The sequence below is a fragment of the Enterobacter sp. 22452 genome, from assembly GCF_052045065.1.
Classification (GTDB): domain Bacteria; phylum Pseudomonadota; class Gammaproteobacteria; order Enterobacterales; family Enterobacteriaceae; genus Enterobacter; species Enterobacter mori.
This window is the reverse complement of sequence record NZ_JBQEOB010000001.1, coordinates 471,358-488,956: the sequence shown is the minus strand read 5'-3', so window position 1 is coordinate 488,956 and position 17,599 is coordinate 471,358. Positions and strand designations below refer to the sequence as shown.

12 protein-coding genes are annotated in these 17,599 nt (G+C 55.2%); 1 reads left to right on the top strand and 11 read right to left on the bottom strand.

Annotated features, from left to right (window positions below; genetic code table 11):
• Window positions 1–6: 6 nt before the first annotated feature.
• From cydA to mngA, 3 genes are all read right to left on the bottom strand, one after another.
• Window positions 7–1,575: a cytochrome ubiquinol oxidase subunit I gene (cydA, locus tag ACTJJA_RS02350; protein WP_440665972.1), complete on the bottom strand. Its 1,569-nt coding sequence runs from the start codon at window positions 1,573–1,575 to the stop codon at window positions 7–9.
• Window positions 1,576–2,250: 675 nt separating this feature from the next.
• Entirely contained in the window at window positions 2,251–4,881 is a 2,631-nt protein-coding gene (gene mngB, locus ACTJJA_RS02345; RefSeq protein ID WP_440665970.1) for a mannosylglycerate hydrolase, read from the bottom strand.
• Window positions 4,882–4,904: 23 nt separating this feature from the next.
• Window positions 4,905–6,812 carry a PTS 2-O-a-mannosyl-D-glycerate transporter subunit IIABC gene (gene mngA / locus ACTJJA_RS02340; RefSeq protein ID WP_440665968.1) on the bottom strand — a complete coding sequence of 636 codons (1,908 nt, stop codon included), beginning with the start codon at window positions 6,810–6,812 and terminating at the stop codon, window positions 4,905–4,907.
• Window positions 6,813–6,982: 170 nt separating this feature from the next.
• Here mngA and ACTJJA_RS02335 point away from each other — a divergent pair, with 170 nt between their 5' ends.
• On the top strand, window positions 6,983–7,699 hold the full coding sequence (locus ACTJJA_RS02335) for a GntR family transcriptional regulator (protein WP_410975090.1): 717 nt from the start codon (window positions 6,983–6,985) through the stop codon (window positions 7,697–7,699).
• Window positions 7,700–7,783: 84 nt separating this feature from the next.
• On the opposite strand, the gene sucD is transcribed toward ACTJJA_RS02335, so the two are convergent.
• From sucD to sdhC, 8 genes are all read right to left on the bottom strand, one after another.
• On the bottom strand, window positions 7,784–8,653 hold the full coding sequence (gene sucD, locus ACTJJA_RS02330; protein ID WP_008501094.1) for a succinate--CoA ligase subunit alpha: 870 nt from the start codon (window positions 8,651–8,653) through the stop codon (window positions 7,784–7,786).
• The gene (gene sucC, locus ACTJJA_RS02325) at window positions 8,653–9,819 is read right to left on the bottom strand and encodes an ADP-forming succinate--CoA ligase subunit beta (RefSeq protein ID WP_023310791.1); all 1,167 of its coding nucleotides are present in this window, start codon (window positions 9,817–9,819) and stop codon (window positions 8,653–8,655) included. Before sucC ends, sucD begins: the two co-directional genes overlap by 1 nt.
• 117 nt (window positions 9,820–9,936) lie before the next feature.
• Window positions 9,937–11,157 (bottom strand): 2-oxoglutarate dehydrogenase complex dihydrolipoyllysine-residue succinyltransferase, encoded by a 1,221-nt coding sequence (odhB, locus tag ACTJJA_RS02320; RefSeq protein ID WP_411777097.1) that lies wholly within the window; start codon window positions 11,155–11,157, stop codon window positions 9,937–9,939.
• 14 nt (window positions 11,158–11,171) lie between these two features.
• A complete protein-coding gene (gene sucA / locus ACTJJA_RS02315; protein WP_440665965.1) occupies window positions 11,172–13,979 on the bottom strand; it encodes a 2-oxoglutarate dehydrogenase E1 component in 2,808 nt (935 codons plus the stop codon).
• Between the two features lie 223 nt (window positions 13,980–14,202).
• Window positions 14,203–14,919, bottom strand: coding sequence for a succinate dehydrogenase iron-sulfur subunit SdhB (sdhB, locus tag ACTJJA_RS02310; protein ID WP_010428707.1), 717 nt, complete (start codon window positions 14,917–14,919; stop codon window positions 14,203–14,205).
• Window positions 14,920–14,934: 15 nt separating this feature from the next.
• Entirely contained in the window at window positions 14,935–16,701 is a 1,767-nt protein-coding gene (gene sdhA, locus ACTJJA_RS02305; RefSeq protein ID WP_089598911.1) for a succinate dehydrogenase flavoprotein subunit, read from the bottom strand.
• On the bottom strand, window positions 16,701–17,048 hold the full coding sequence (sdhD, locus tag ACTJJA_RS02300; RefSeq protein WP_010428702.1) for a succinate dehydrogenase membrane anchor subunit: 348 nt from the start codon (window positions 17,046–17,048) through the stop codon (window positions 16,701–16,703). The genes sdhA and sdhD overlap by 1 nt, the downstream gene beginning before the upstream one ends.
• Window positions 17,042–17,446 carry a succinate dehydrogenase cytochrome b556 subunit gene (sdhC, locus tag ACTJJA_RS02295; protein ID WP_020684965.1) on the bottom strand — a complete coding sequence of 135 codons (405 nt, stop codon included), beginning with the start codon at window positions 17,444–17,446 and terminating at the stop codon, window positions 17,042–17,044. The genes sdhD and sdhC overlap by 7 nt, the downstream gene beginning before the upstream one ends.
• Between the last annotated feature and the right edge of the window lie 153 nt (window positions 17,447–17,599).

Below are 17,599 nucleotides of genomic sequence, written 5' to 3'. Positions count from 1 at the left end.
CCTGTCTTAGCGTGCCGGCTGAGTAGTCGCGATGGACTGCTCGTAGTGATAGCGACCGGTTTTCAGGCTGCTTGGGCCAAGGCGCGCGAACTTGAACATCAGGAACAGTTCAGCCACCAGGAACAGGGTGTACAGACCGCAAATCAGCAGCATGGAGAAGATCAGGTCACCCGCAGTCAGGGACGAGTTCGCTACTGCCGTCGGCAGCACCTCACCGATTGCCCATGGCTGACGGCCATACTCCGCAACAAACCAGCCGGATTCGATAGCGATCCATGGCAGAGGAATACCGTACAGCGCGGTGCGCAGCAGCCATTTTTTCTCACCGATACGGTTGCGAATCACGGACCAGAAGGACGCCGCGATAATCAGCAGCATGATGATGCCGCAGCCCACCATGATACGGAACGCGAAGTACAGCGGTGCAACGCGTGGAATCGAGTCTTTGGTTGCCATCTGGATTTGCGCTTCCGTCGCGTCGGAGACGTTCGGGGTATAGCGTTTCAGCAGCAGGCCGTAACCCAGGTCTTTCTTCACGTCGTTAAACTGATCGCGAACGGCCTGATCGGTTGAACCGGCGCGCAGCTGTTCCAGCAGCGAGTAAGCTTTCATCCCGTTACGGATACGCTCTTCGTGCTGCACCATCAGATCTTTCAGGCCAGTCACCTGTTTGTCGACGGAGCGCGTGGCGATGATGCCCAGAGCGTAAGGGATCTGAATGGCGAAGCGGTTTTCCTGCGCTTCCTGATCGGGAATACCAAACAGGGTAAATGCCGCCGGAGCCGGTTGGGTTTCCCATTCTGCTTCAATAGCGGCCAGCTTGGTTTTCTGCACGTCGCCCATTTCGTAACCGGATTCATCACCGAGAACAATAACAGACAGAATTGCCGCCATACCAAAGCTTGCTGCGATAGCAAAGGAGCGTTTTGCGAAAGCAAAGTCACGACCGCGCAGCATGTAGTAAGAGCTGATGCCCAGTACGAACATCGCACCGCACACATAGCCAGAAGCCACGGTGTGAACGAATTTAACCTGAGCAACCGGGTTCAGGACCAGCTCAGCAAAGCTGACCATCTCCATGCGCATGGTTTCGAAGTTGAAATCGGATGCGATTGGGTTTTGCATCCAGCCGTTCGCCACCAGGATCCACAGCGCGGACAGGTTAGAGCCTAATGCCACCAGCCAGGTTACCGCCATATGCTGGACTTTACCCAGACGGTCCCAACCGAAGAAGAACAGACCTACAAAGGTGGATTCGAGGAAGAAGGCCATCAGACCTTCAATGGCCAGCGGCGCACCGAAGATATCCCCTACATAGTGGGAATAGTAAGACCAGTTAGTCCCGAACTGGAACTCCATGGTCAGACCGGTTGCCACGCCCAGTGCAAAGTTGATACCAAACAACTTGCCCCAGAACTTGGTCATATCTTTATAAATCTGTTTGCCGGAGAGGACGTAAACCGTTTCCATGATGGCCAGCAGGAACGCCATACCGAGCGTCAGTGGCACAAACAGGAAGTGGTACATCGCGGTCAAGGCAAACTGTAAGCGCGACAGTTCGACTACGTCTAACATTATGACTCCTTGCTCATCGCATGAAGACTCCGAGAGTGAACCCCGTCAAAGAGAGATCCACACGCATGCCCCAATACAAATTATTCGCATCCTTGTCGTCGTTATTACCCTGGAGAAGGATAAAAACGATGATGCCAGGTTACAAATAGGTTAATAAAAAACTCAAATTGATCCCGCAAATATAATACGCTGCAAAACCCTTACAATAAACAGGTTTTTATTGAATCACATTTACGTTTTTCGACGACGATCAATTTATAGCAAAATTACCACTTTTCGGCCATTTTGATCCGGGACAATTTAGCGCCTTTTGATGAGATTTTCCAAGGATTAAACTTTGATTTAAATCAAAAACAACCATTGATGTTAACCATGTTTAATCATGGTGAGAATGGTAAAAACCATGTTAATGATATGTGCATGCAAAGATGAGATTGGTTATCGAAGACGGGAAAAAATATAAACAGAAGTGATTTTAATTAACGCAAAAGAAAGCAACATTTCAACGGGGGACAAACAATAAAGCGTAGTCGGGCCAGGTTATTTTTCCATTGCATTTATGCAACCCTCCGAAATTACATTTAATTTACTTTTGACACCCTATAAGTTAACACCGCTGTGTGACTATTTAATGAAAAAAGGCCGCCTTCTCTGCAGCCTTTTTGTCTCGCTGGTTCAGGCGAAAAGAATACTAAAGGTTCGCGACTGCCCCGGCCTGAATGCCCCGACAATACCCTCTTCTTCACACCGATCCATTATCCGTTCGTTCATGTCCGTTTCGCGCCACCGTTTCACCGTTGGGTTCATGGATAACGTCGCGTCACATGCGCTGGACGCCGAAGGGTTGAACAGGCGGAGAATGAGCTCATCACGATCTTCAGCCTTTTTGAGCGTACTGAGCACACATCCCGTTGGCGAAAGCGCTAACAGACTGTAACTTTCCGGCGTGATAAACGACGCACGATTCAGTTTCATCGCATCCCAGGGAATTTTGTTATAGCACTGTACCGGTGTTAACCACGATTTAGCCTGCTGTGCGACGCCCGCGTTTTCTGGCGTACCGCTAAAGCTGAAGAGGCTAAAGCGACAGGTTAACGGCCCGCGTACCTGAGAGTCAGGAACAGGCATTTTGATCCCCGAAGGTCTGCCTGGACGCAGCAGCAAATCCTCTTTCCCGAGCAGCCCCACGCCGCGCAACAAGGTTAAAGCGAATGCTTTTTTGTCATCGCCCACCACTTCAAACTCGCGCAGTCCCTCGGTGAAGAGCGCCAGCCCGTTGCGCTTTTCCTGCAGGACGGCATAGTTGAGTAAATTCCAGACGGGAACCGGCGCTTCTTTCCAGCCCTCCTCACGCCAGGTCGCCATCGCCGCGTCCTGCACCGGGCGAGTGAGCGAGCCAAACTGCGTATCCGCTAACACGTCATCTGTCATAAACGGCGTAGGGATCAGTACGCGAACGCGGTGGTCGTTAGCCTGGTTTTCCAGACGCACGGCCACATCAATACGCCTGCTGTTATGGCTAAGCGTGACGTCAAACTCTACGTTGAGTGAGCCGTTTCGCTGGCGCGCCGCGCGTTCATCCAGATTTGTCGGAACGGCGATCCGATGGCGGATAGCCGCCCTGCTCTGCCAGCCTTCGTGCGTGACCTCAACCTCATGCTCGCCCTGCGCTGACGTGAGCCTCCACTCTTCCCGGGAAGGCGAGTAGTCGTACTCATCGCCATCGTCCGAACTCTCTTCGATTTCCAGTACGCGGTCATAAATAAGCCCGCTTTCTTTATCGCGCAGGCGCAGCGTACCGTCGCCATTTAAATCAATCTGCCAGAAGGCATTTTCAAGTAAGGATTCGGCATTTTTCACCGCCGGGAGCACCTTCCCGGCCACGTTCGGCTCGATATACAGCGTACGGTAGCCCATCGATGGCAGTATCTGGCTGAGCTGAATATCAAACTCCATAAACGGGTCGTAATTGCCGTAATGGACAATCTGCCGGTCAATAAGGCCGGGGTCGAGTTCGCGCGCGCTGCGAATGAAATAGGGGATCTCGTTGCCTTTTTCATCCCGCAGTCTGAACTGGCTGGCCCGCAGCCGAATCGTGGTGTTCATCACCTCTTCACGCGGCCAGGGCATCAGGTTGAACATCACCAGCTTATCGGCGTCGCTTTGCGGCATGTTGTCGACAATCTTGCGCATATAGAAACGCACCAGGTTGTCCGCCATGTCCTCAGCCAGTTCAAAGCGGGAAACAATCTCGCGGTGCACCTTATCGCTGCAGCAGCAGCCGATGCTGTCGTGAGCGTGGTTTTTGAGGATCTCTTTCCACATCTTCTCCAGGAGGCCGTGGTGGTAGTCGAAGCCCAGCGTCCAGGCAAGCGCCGCCAGCGGCTCGAGGATATTGACGATTTTGTTCTCGATACGCGCATGGGCGATTTTAATGTCCATGCGCGTGGAGCCGATGGTGCGGTGCACACGCATGTATTTCCCGTCGATAAACTCGCCTTTCAGCGTCGCCAGTTCGTCGCGGTGCGCGTCGATATAATCAAACACCTCTTCAAACCGACTCATCACAAATTGACGCTGGGGATAGATTTCACGAAGCTTATCCATCACCGCGAAAATATTCTGCTGCAGCGGCATCTGGTCGTGACCGTTGGGCAGTAAAATCTCTTTGGTAACGGAGGCGTTTTCCAGTACCTCGAAATAGCTGTCGAGCCGTTTTCTCAGCCCTGCTTCGTCCTCCGGTAAGTACTTACCAATCGCGTAGCCCAGCGGCAGTACCTGCGCCGTCACTTCACTGCCGTCCTGGCTCTGCCAGAGAAACTCGGTTTTATCGGTCCCGTGTCGTTCGGAGCAGCCTCGCCAGAACATCGTGCGCGTAATGCCAAACCCGTTATAGATATGCGGTAGCTGGCCGGACATACCAAACGAATCTGGCAGATAGCCGATCTTCATCGACTCGCCGAACGCCATACAGTCGCGCATGCCGTACATCAGGTTGCGGACAATCGACTCACCGCTGACAATCGTGGTATCGGTCTGGGTATACCAGGGGCCGATAATCAACTTTCCGCGCTCCACAAGCGCTTTCACTCGCGAGCGGTTTTCAGGCACGACGGCAAAATAATCCTCCAGCACCGCCGTCTGTCCATCGAGGACATAATATTTATACTCGTCATCCTGCTCCAGACGGGTCAGGATCTCTTCCATATTATTGACCAGAAGAATACGCGACTCTTCGGTGGTGAAGTACCACTCACGGTCCCAGTGCATATGCGGCGTGATATGAACGCGAGATACAGCTTTCATCTTCGTTTCCTGTTTGTGCGTTGTTACGGTATGGCGTCTTCAGTGACGTAGTTGCCCTTTTTCACCGCCTGGCGTCGCCAGAGCAGCAGAATAAAGGTGGAGATTGCTGTACCCACCAGCGCCGCGCCAAACCAGCCCGCCGCCGCAACCACACCGCTCAACCCGGCATCGTGAAGTAAAAAGAGAGAGAAAATACCGGCCCCCGGCGTGGACAACCCGATCCCCATCGCGCCGACAATCGCGCCTGTTACCATGGAGCCGAGAACAAATGAACCAATGACGCGAAGCGGATCTTCAATCGCCATCGGAATCGCCCCTTCGGTGATGCCCGCGAGTCCAAGCAGCCAGGTGGATTTACCGGTTTCAATTTCAAACGGTTTAAACAGTTTCGGTGCCAGCAATGTTGACGCCGTGACGGTGAAGGCCGACACCATTTTGACGGAGGCAAAGATGGCATAGGGACCGTATACCCCGTTAGCCATCGCGCCCAGGCAGAACGCGTATGAGGCTTTGTTAACCGGGCCACCCAAATCGAATGAGCACATAAACCCGAGGATCGCCCCCAGGAGCAGCGCATTCGCGCCGGACAAACCGTTAAGCCAGGCGGTGAGCGTAGTATTAAGCCAGGCCACCGGCTCACCGATCACAAACAGCATCAGGCTGCCCGCCCCCAGTACGCCAATAACCGGATAGAGATAAAAGGTTAAAAAACCGTTGAAGCGGCTACTCAGGCGAATGTGATTTTTCACCCAGCGCATCAGGTAACCCGCAATCAGCCCGCCGATGATAGCCCCCAGAAAACCGGAGCCGATCATATTGGCCGCAAGGCCGGCCGCAAAGCCCGGCGTCAGCGCGGGTTTATCCGCCAGCGAGTAAGCGGTATAGGCCGCCAGAACAGGGACCATCAAAATGCCGAGCATGCCGCCGCCAAGCTTGCGGTACATCCACAGCCATGAGTTTTCTTGGTCGAACAGGTGTTGCAGGCCAAGGATTTGCGCCAGCAGTACCGACACGGCGAGCACCGTCCCGCCGGCGACGATCAGCGGCACCGCAAAGGAGATACCGCTAAGGAGCGCCTGCTTAAGCTCCGTCTTAACGCTCTTTTTTTCTGCCTGTCCGGGCAGTGCTTCAGACGAAGACGGTAATGCCAGCGCGCGCTCAATGAGCGCTTCAGCATGGCGCAGGGGTTCCGCGACGGGCACGGAAATGGCGGGGATCCCCTGAAAACGCTCGCTCTCTTTGATCGCCACTTCTGCGGCAAAGATGCACGCTTTGGCCTCCTGCAACTGCTGCGCGGTGATGCGCCCCTCAATGCCATTCGCCCCCTGCTTTTCGACCACAACGTTGACGCCCAGCTTACGTCCCGCTTTTTCCAGGTACTCAGCTGCCATATAGGTATGGGCAATCCCGGCCGGACAGGCGGTGACGCAGATGACGGTTGGTGCATTCACCCGTGTGGCAACCTCGTCTTCCTGCGAGCCACCGTTCAGCGCATCAAGCAGATCCTCCGCCGTCGCTGCAGCCATAACGCGTTCCCGGAGTGCATCATCTGCCAGGCGAGACGTCAGCGCCGTCAGTACCTGGATATGCGTGGATCCGGCTTCAGCAGGCGGGATGGCAAGCAGGACGATCAGCTCAACGTTTTCAGGGCCGTCCACCCCCTCCCACTCCAGCGGTTCGCTCAGCGTAGCAACCGCAAAAGCCGCTTCCTTCACCACGCTCGATTTACCATGCGGGACAGCCAGCCCTTCCCCCAGTGCGGTCGGCCCCTGAGATTCACGACGGTAGACCTCCGCCAGAAATGCATCGCCATCGGTAATTTTGCCCAGCGCCACCAGTCGCATCGTAAGCTGGCGAATTGCCTCATCACGGCTGGCATAGTGCGCCTGCACGCAGACAGCACTGGAGTGGGTCAGAGTCGTCAGGTTCATAAGATCCTCACACGTAATTTGTTATTGTCTGGCGGCAATTGTGGCAGGCAATTCAATACATTTATGTGATCACTTTCACTAACAACGTAAATTTGTATTTAAATTGTATTATTTACAAATTTTACGCTGAAGGCATAATTCCGTGAAAAGGTATTAGAAAGGCAGATTCTATGGGTAACAAACCGATGTACCGGCAGATAGCCGATGCGCTTCGCGAGAAAATCAATGCGGGTGAGTTAAAACCTGGCGATGCGTTACCGACGGAATCCAGCCTTCAGGAGGCGTTCAACGTGAGCCGTGTAACGGTGAGACAAGCGCTGAAGCTGCTTACGGAAGAGCAGATCGTCGAGAGCATTCAGGGCAGCGGCACCTACGTAAAAGAAGAGCGCGTTAACTACGACATTTACCAGCTCACCGGCTTTTACGAAAAGCTGGCGGACCGAAACGTCGATACACACAGCGACGTCAGCGTCTTCGAAGTGGTGAAAGCCGATGAGAGGCTCGCAGCAAGGCTGGCGATCAACCCGGACGATAAAGTCTGGCACGTCAAACGCGTCCGCTTTATCAAACAAAAACCGGTGAATCTGGAAGAAACGTGGATGCCGCTGGCGATGTTCCCCGACCTTACCTGGGAAGTGATGGAGAATTCGAAATACCACTACGTTGAGCAGATCAAAAAGCTGGTTATCGATCGCAGCGAGCAGGAACTGGTGCCGATCATGCCGTCAGAAGAGGCGATTGCCGCACTGTCGCTCGATCCGACAAAGCCGATCCTGGAAAAAGTCTCGCGCGGGTTTCTAAAGGACGGACGGGTATTTGAATACAGCCGCAACGTGTTCAATACCGACGATTACAAGTTCACGCTTGTCGCCAAACGCAGGCAATAAAAAAGGCCGCTTTACAGCGGCCAACCATGTCGAAACGGACATTTTTTTTATTTCAACGCGCCCCATTCAGGGCGCAGAGAGGACTTACTTAATGATGGATTTCAGTGCTTCGCCGATATCCGCCAGGCTGCGAACGGTCTTCACGCCTGCGGCTTCCAGCGCTGCGAATTTCTCATCAGCCGTACCTTTACCACCAGCGATGATCGCGCCTGCGTGACCCATACGCTTGCCTTTCGGAGCGGTCACACCCGCGATGTAACCCACAACCGGCTTGGTCACGTGCTCTTTGATGTAAGCAGCGGCTTCTTCTTCTGCGCTACCGCCGATCTCACCAATCATTACGATCGCTTCGGTCTGCGGATCTTCCTGGAACAGCTTCAGGATGTCGATGAAGTTAGAGCCAGGGATCGGGTCACCGCCGATGCCCACACAGGTGGACTGGCCGAAACCGTAGTCAGTGGTCTGCTTAACCGCTTCATAGGTCAGGGTACCGGAACGGGAAACGATGCCCACTTTGCCCGGCTTATGAATGTGACCCGGCATGATGCCGATTTTGCATTCGCCCGGGGTGATAACGCCTGGGCAGTTCGGGCCGATCATGCGCACGCCCGCTTCATCCAGCTTCACCTTCACGGTCAGCATATCCAGCGTCGGGATACCTTCGGTGATGGTGATGATCAGTTTGATGCCTGCGTCGATCGCTTCCAGAATAGAGTCTTTGCAGAACGGCGCTGGAACGTAGATCACGGTCGCGGTTGCGCCCGTCGCTTCTACCGCTTCACGCACGGTGTTGAACACCGGCAGGCCCAGGTGCGTGGTGCCGCCTTTGCCTGGCGTTACACCGCCAACCATCTGCGTACCGTAGGCAATCGCCTGTTCGGAGTGGAATGTCCCCTGGCTACCGGTGAAGCCCTGGCAGATAACCTTGGTATCTTTATTAATTAAAACTGACATTATTTCCCCTCCACTGCGGCAACAACCTGCTGAGCTGCATCCGTCAGACTTTTCGCTGCAATAATATTCAGGCCGCTGTCAGCCAGTTTTTTCGCGCCGAGTTCAGCGTTGTTACCTTCCAGACGCACAACAACCGGTACGTTAACACCCACTTCTTCTACTGCACCGATGATGCCGTCGGCAATCAGGTCGCAACGCACGATGCCGCCGAAGATGTTAACCAGAACCGCCTTCACGTTGTCGTCAGAGAGGATGATTTTGAACGCTTCGGTTACGCGCTCTTTGGTTGCGCCACCGCCTACGTCGAGGAAGTTTGCTGGCTCACCGCCGTGCAGCTTAACGATGTCCATGGTGCCCATTGCCAGGCCCGCACCGTTAACCATGCAGCCGATGTTGCCATCCAGCGCCACGTAGTTCAGTTCCCACTGTGCAGCCTGTGCTTCACGCGGGTCTTCCTGAGACTGATCGCGCATTTCACGCAGATCGGACTGACGGAACAGCGCGTTGCCGTCAGCGCCCAGCTTGCCGTCGAGGCAGATCAGGTCGCCCTGGGTGGTGATCACCAGCGGGTTGATCTCGATCAGCGCCAGATCGCGCTCCAGGAAAATGTTCGCCAGACCCATGAAGATCTTGGTGAACTGCTGAACCAGCTTGCCTTCCAGGCCCAGTTTGAACGCCAGCTCACGACCCTGGTAAGGCATTGGGCCCGCCAGCGGATCGATAGCCACTTTGTGGATCAGGTGCGGGGTTTCTTCCGCCACTTTTTCGATTTCCACGCCGCCTTCGGTAGACGCCATGAACACTACGCGACGGGAGCTACGGTCAACAACCGCGCCCAGGTACAGCTCTTTCGCGATGTCGGTCGCCGCTTCAACCAGGATCTGGTTAACCGGCTGGCCGTTTGCATCTGTCTGGTACGTCACCAGACGTTTGCCGAGCCAATGTTCAGCAAACGCACGAATTTCTTCTTTGCTCTTAACAACCTTCACACCGCCCGCTTTACCACGGCCACCAGCGTGAACCTGACATTTAACTACCCACGGGCCGGAACCGATTTTAGATGCGGCTTCTTCTGCTTCACGCGGGGTAGTACAGGCATAACCCACCGGAGCCGGTAAGCCATACCGGGCAAACAGCTGTTTGGCCTGATATTCATGTAAGTTCATGTGTTCTATCCATCCTTCAGGGTAATCGTTATCTTCAAACCTGTAGACCGGCGCGGTGTGTGTGCCGGATGGCGCTACGCTTATCCGGCCTACAGGGCAGGTGACGCTAAAACGTGACTAGACGTCCAGCAGCAGACGCGTTGGATCTTCCAGCAGCTCTTTAATCGCTACCAGGAAGCCCACGGACTCGCGGCCGTCGATCAGGCGGTGGTCGTAAGAGAGCGCCAGGTACATCATCGGCAGGATCTCAACTTTACCGTCTACCGCCATAGGGCGATCTTTAATGGCATGCATACCCAGGATCGCGCTCTGCGGCGGGTTAATGATCGGGGTAGACATCAGCGAACCAAATACGCCGCCGTTGGTAATGGTGAAGTTACCGCCGGTCAGGTCGTCTACGGTCAGCTTGCCGTCGCGGCCTTTCACAGCCAGCTCTTTGATGTTTTTCTCGATATCAGCCATGCCCAGGGTATCTACGTCACGCAGAACCGGGGTCACCAGGCCACGCGGGGTAGAAACCGCCATGCTGACGTCGAAGTAGTTGTGGTAAACCACGTCATCGCCGTCGATAGAGGCGTTTACTTCCGGGTAGCGTTTCAGCGCTTCAACCACCGCCTTCACGTAGAAGGACATAAAGCCCAGACGGATACCGTGACGTTTTTCAAACGCGTCACCGTACTGCTTACGCAGGTCCATGATTGGCTTCATGTTCACTTCGTTGAAGGTGGTCAGCATCGCGGTGGAGTTTTTCGCTTCCAGCAGACGCTCGGCCACACGCTTACGCAGGCGAGTCATCGGCACGCGTTTTTCGCTGCGTGCGCCCAGAGCAGGCTGCGCTGCCGGTGCTGCCGCAGGGGCTTTGGCTTCTGCTTTCGCAGGCGCTTTCGCCAGGTGCTTTTCGATATCTTCGCGCGTCAGACGTCCACCCACACCGGTGCCTTTAATGGCTGCCGCGTCCAGGCTGTGCTCAGCCAGCAGACGACGGATCGCCGGGCTCAGTGCGTCGTTAGTTTGCTCTTCCAGAGACGCCTGCTGGCGCTGCGCTGGGGTAGAGGCTTTCTCATCAGACTTGGCGCTGGACTCTTTGCCCGCGCTGTTGCCTTCACGCAGGCGACCCAGGATCTGACGAGAGGTGACGGTGGTACCTTCATCTTCCAGCACCGCATCCAGAACGCCATCCGCCGAAGCCGGTACTTCCAGTACCACTTTGTCAGTTTCGATTTCTACCAGCACTTCATCGCGCTTAACGGCATCGCCCGGTTTTTTGTGCCAGGTGGCGACGGTCGCATCTGCTACGGATTCAGGCAGGTCGGGAACAAGAATATCTACGCTACTCATTATGTATCCTTTAATTAATCGACGTTCAGCGCGTCATTGACCAGATCTTGTTGCTGCTTCTGGTGAACGGACATATACCCTACCGCCGGAGAGGCGGAGGCCGGGCGACCTGCATAACGCAGGGCAGACCCAAATGGAATCACTTCACGGAAATGATGCTGGCTGCAGTACCATGCGCCCTGGTTAAGCGGCTCTTCCTGGCACCAGACAAAATCATGTACGTGAGCATATTGTTTCAACACGTCCTGCATCGCCTGATGCGGGAACGGATAAAGCTGCTCGATACGCACGATGGCGACATCTTTCTGATCGTTCTTGCGGCGCTGTTCCAGCAGGTCGTAATAAACCTTACCAGAACACATCACGACACGCTTCACGCCCTTCGGATCCAGTTCGTCAATCTCGCCGATGGCTGGCAGGAAGGTGCCGTTGGCCAGTTCATCCAGGCTTGAAACAGCCAGCGGATGACGCAGCAGAGATTTTGGTGACATCACCACCAGCGGACGGCGCATACCGCGCAGCGCCTGACGACGCAGCATGTGGTACACCTGAGCCGGGGTAGACGGCACGCAAACCTGCATGTTCTGCTCGGCACAGAGCTGCAGATAACGTTCCAGACGCGCGGAGGAGTGCTCCGGCCCCTGCCCTTCATAACCGTGCGGCAGCAGCATCACCAGGCCACACATGCGGCCCCACTTCTGCTCGCCGGAGGAGATGAACTGGTCGATGACCACCTGCGCGCCGTTGGCGAAGTCACCGAACTGCGCTTCCCAGATGGTCAGGGTGCGTGGTTCTGCGGTGGCGTAGCCGTATTCGAAGGCCAGTACCGCTTCCTCAGACAGCACGGAGTCCCAGACCTTGAACTGGCCCTGACCGTTGTGCACGTGCTGCAGCGGGGTGTAAGTTGAACCGTTGGACTGGTTGTGAACCACCGCGTGACGGTGGAAGAAGGTACCACGGCCCGCATCTTCACCGGACAGACGAACAGGAATACCTTCGTCAACCAGGGTCGCATAGGCCAGGGTTTCCGCTCCGCCCCAGTCGAACAGCTTCTCGCCTGCCGCCATGGCCTGACGGTCGCCGTAGATTTTCGCTACGCGAGACTGCATTTCGATAGCGTCCGGTACGGTGCTGATGCGTTTAGCCAGCTCCTGCAGGCGCTTCATTTCGACCTTGTTCGGGTAGCTCTCATCCCACTCGTGGTTGAGGTACGGTGACCAGGTAAAGGAGTGCATGTTCATTGGGCGCAGCTCTTTCACTACGCATTCACCCGCATCCAGCGCGTCGCGGTAAAGATTGACCAGCTCGGTCGCATCTTCCAGCGTCGCCACTTTTTCCGCTTCCAGCTTGTCTGCATAGATTTTGCGCGGCGTCGGGTGTTTTTTGATTTTCTGGTACATCAACGGCTGGGTTGCACTTGGCTCATCAGCTTCGTTGTGGCCGTGACGGCGGTAGCAGAACAGGTCGATCAGCACGTCGCGTTTAAAGGTGTTACGGAAGTCGAGCGCCAGACGGGTGACGAAAGCGACCGCTTCCGGGTCATCCGCATTCACGTGGAAGATTGGCGCCTGCACCATCTTACCGATGTCGGTGCAGTATGGGGTAGAACGCGCGTCCAGCGGGTTAGAGGTGGTGAAGCCCACCTGGTTGTTGATCACGATGCGAACGGTACCGCCCACTTCGTAACCACGCGCTTTCGACATGTTCAGGGTTTCCTGAACCACGCCCTGACCGGTAATCGCCGCATCACCGTGAATGGTGATTGGCAGAACTTTGTTGCTGCTCGGCTCGTCCAGACGATCCAGACGCGCACGCACGGAACCGATAACCACCGGGCTAACGATCTCAAGGTGCGACGGGTTAAACGCCAGCGCCAGGTGAACCAGACCGCCTTCGGTTTCGATATCAGACGAGAAGCCCATGTGGTACTTCACGTCGCCGGTGCCGAGATGTTCTTTGTGTTTGCCCGCGAATTCGTCGAACAGGTCCTGCGGCTTTTTACCCAGCACGTTGACCAGCACGTTCAGACGACCGCGGTGCGCCATGCCCAGTACCACTTCACGGGTACCGCTGTTGCCCGCGTGGCGAATCAGCTCTTTCAGCATTGGCACTAACGCGTCACCGCCTTCCAGCGAGAAGCGTTTTGCGCCCGGGAATTTCGCGCCCAGATAGCGCTCAAGGCCTTCTGCTGCGGTCAGTTCGCTGAGGAAACGTTTTTTCTCGTCAGCCGAGAAGGTCGCGTGGCCCGCCACGGATTCGATACGCTGCTGGATCCAGCGTTTCTCTTCTGTAGAGGTGATGTGCATGTATTCCGCGCCGATGGAGCCGCAGTAGGTTTGCTTGAGCGCGTTAATCAGTTCGCCCAGCTTCATCGTGTCTTTGCCGATGGCAAAGGAACCTACGTTAAAGCTTTCCTGGAAATCGGCCTCGGTCAGATCGTGATACGCCGGATCGAGATCGGCCACACGTTCCTGCTGCCACAGTCCCAGCGGATCGAGATTCGCATGCTGGTGACCGCGGAAGCGATAAGCGTTGATGAGCTGCAGGACTTTAACCTGCTTCGCATTGGTGTCAGGGTCGGAAATCGCAGAAGAGTAACGTGAGGCATCCTTCGCCAGACGGCGGAAATAATCACGTGTTTTGGAGTGGAATTGATCCGGTTTGACTCCCGTGCCAGGCAACTCCTGGAACATGGAACGCCAGTTTGCGTCCACTGAGTCAGGATCGGTTAAGAAGTCTTCATAGAGCTGTTCAATCCAGCTCTGGTTCGCACCAGAAAGGAAAGAAGAGTCCAGCCAGGCTTTCATTGCGCCGTTCTGCATCGTGATCCCTTAAGCATTTTTATGCTTACTTTCGCCGTAGAAACTACCACGCACACCACGTGTACGTGCCGGGGTTCACCTGCGAGCTCTTTTACTTTGGCCCGCGAAGGAACCTTTAGAAACTGTCTAGACTTCAGGGCAGTTTTTAAAGGTTTCTGCAATCTGTTCCCTCTCCCTTTGGGAGAGGGTTAGGGTGAGGGGAACAGCGCTCCCCTCTCACTACTTACGCACTGCGCTGCAGCAGCATCGACTTAATATGGCCGATGGCGCGCGTCGGGTTCAGCCCCTTAGGACACACACTGACGCAGTTCATGATGCTATGGCAGCGGAATACGCTGAAAGCGTCACTCAGTCCTTCCAGACGGTTATCGGTTTCGGTGTCGCGGCTATCGATCAGGAAGCGATAGGCAGCCAGCAGACCGGCCGGGCCGATAAACTTGTCCGGGTTCCACCAGAACGACGGGCAGGACGTAGAACAACATGCGCAGAGAATACACTCGTACAACCCATCGAGTTTTTCACGCTGCTCAGGAGACTGCAGGTGCTCACGAGCGGGTGGATTTTGCCCATTATTCAATAAGTAAGGCTTAATCTTCTCATATTGTGCATAGAATTGCCCCATGTCTACCACCAAATCACGCACGACCGGCAGGCCTGGCAGAGGACGGATAACAATTTTCTGACCAGGACGCTGCAACGCTGAAATTGGCGTGATGCAGGCCAGACCATTTTTGCCGTTCATGTTCACACCGTCAGAGCCACAGACCCCTTCACGGCAGGAGCGGCGGAACGACAGCGTTGGATCTTTTTCTTTCAGCTGCATTAAGGCATCCAGCAGCATCATGTCGCGACCTTCTTCCGCTTCCAGGGTGTAATCCTGCATACGCGGGGCGTCGTCTACATCCGGGTTATAACGATAAACTGAGAATTCGAGTTTCATTATCCTGTCTCCGCATTAGTAAGTACGAATCTTCGGCGGGAACGCCGGACGCAGTTTCGGTTCCATGTTGACGCTACGACGCGTCATGGATTCCGACTCTGGCAGATACAGGGAATGGCACAGCCAGTTTTCGTCATCACGATCCGGGAAGTCGAAGCGGCTATGCGCGCCACGGCTTTCGGTACGGAAGTTTGCCGACACCGCAGTGGCGTAAGCGGTTTCCATCAGGTTATCCAGCTCCAGGCACTCAACGCGCTGGGTGTTGAACTCGCTTGAGGTATCGTCCAGACGGGCATTTTTCAGACGCTCGCGGATCGCTTTCAGCTGTTCAAGGCCTTTGGCCATCGCGTCACCTTCGCGGAATACCGAGAAGTTGTGCTGCATGCATTCCTGCAGCGCTTTACGGATTTCCACCGGATCTTCGCCGTTACGGTTACCGTTCCAGCGGTTGAGGCGCGCGAGAGAGGCATCAATTTCGTCATCGGTTGCATCGCGCAGTGCGCCCTGCTCGGCAATGGATTCCTGCAGATGCAGACCCACTGCACGACCAAACACCACCAGGTCCAGCAGGGAGTTGCCGCCCAGACGGTTTGCGCCGTGTACGGATACGCAGGCAATTTCGCCTACCGCGAACAGGCCAGGAATAACCACGTCTTCGCCCTGCTCGTTCACGGTCAGCGCCTGACCGGTCACTTTGGTCGGAATACCGCCCATCATGTAGTGGCAGGTTGGGATAACCGGAATCGGCTCTTTCACCGGGTCGACATGTGCGAAGGTGCGGGACAGTTCCAGGATACCCGGCAGACGGGATTCCAGCACCTCTTTACCCAGGTGGTCGAGTTTCAGCTTCGCGTGTGGACCCCATGGGCCGTCACAGCCGCGGCCTTCACGGATTTCGATCATGATGGAACGCGCCACCACGTCACGACCCGCCAGGTCCTTCGCATTCGGAGCATAACGCTCCATGAAGCGCTCGCCGTGTTTATTCAGCAGGTAACCGCCTTCACCGCGGCAGCCTTCTGTGACCAGAACGCCTGCACCGGCGATACCGGTTGGGTGGAACTGCCACATTTCCATATCCTGCACCGGCACGCCCGCGCGGATAGCCATACCGACACCGTCACCGGTGTTGATGTGGGCGTTGGTGGTGGACTGATAAATACGGCCTGCGCCGCCGGTCGCCAGCACGGTAGCGCGGGCTTTGAAGTAAACCACTTCACCGGTTTCGATGCACAGTGCGGTACAACCGACGATTGCGCCATCGGCGTTTTTCACCAGATCCAGCGCATACCACTCGGAGAAGATAGTGGTGTGGTTTTTGAGGTTTTGCTGATAGAGCGTGTGCAGCAGCGCGTGGCCGGTACGGTCAGCCGCTGCCGCAGTACGTGCCGCCTGCTCGCCGCCGAAATCTTTCGACTGGCCGCCAAACGGACGTTGATAGATGGTGCCATTTTCCAGACGGGAGAACGGCAGACCCATGTGGTCCAGCTCCAGAATCGCTTCCGGGCCGGTTTTACACATATATTCGATGGCGTCCTGGTCACCGATGTAATCGGAACCTTTTACCGTGTCGTACATGTGCCATTCCCAGTTATCTTCATGGGTATTACCCAGCGCAACGGTGATACCGCCCTGAGCAGACACGGTGTGCGAACGGGTTGGGAACACTTTAGAGAGCAGCGCACAGGTTTGGCCGCTCTGGGAAATTTGCAGTGCGGCACGCATACCTGCGCCACCCGCACCAATCACTACAGCATCAAATTCTCTGACTGGCAGTTTCATTACACACCCCACACCACAACGAATCCATAAATAACGTAAACCACCAGGGCAACAACAATAACCAGCTGCAGAGGAAGGCGAATCGCCAGTGGTTTAACGTAATCGGTCAACACCTGCCACATGCCAATCCAGGCATGAATAAGGATGGAGAACAGCGCCAGCAGGGTGAACACTTTGGTGAAGGCAGATCCGAAGAACCCGCTCCAGATTTCCCACGTCAGCGTGCCGCTGGTCGCGAAGAAACCGATCATATAGATGATGTAAAGGGTGAGAACGATGGCGGTAGCACGGACCAGGATGAAGTCATGTACGCCGTTGCGTCCTAATGCGGAGGCGTTGCTTACCATACGAGAACTCCTGCGAGAAGTGAAAGCACGACAGTGATCACAAATGAAATGTTAGCGGAGCGTTTCCCGGCTTCGAACGTTTCTTCCAGGTAGCCAAAGTCCATCAGCATATGGCGAACACCCACCACAACGTGGTACGCCAGCGCGGTCAGAATGCCCCACATGATAAATTTCACGAAGAAGCTGTTCATAATGGCAGAGGCCTGGAGGAATCCTTCAGGAGAAGAGAGGCTGGTTCCCAGTAACCACAGCAAAATACCGACCGCCACAAACGTAATCACACCGGAGACGCGGTGCAAAATGGACGCTATTGCTGTTACAGGGAATCGGATCGTTTTGAGATCCAGATTGACAGGTCTTTGTTTTTTCACATTTCTTATCATGAATAACGCCCACATGCTGTTCTTATTGTTTCCTTCCTCCGGACTGCGATGCGGGTCAAGCAGCGTTCCTTTTCTATAACTGCGCGTCATGCAAAACATTGCTTCCAAATGCTAAAACGACACGTTACAACGCTGGGTGGCTCGGGATTGCAGGGTGTTCCGGAGACC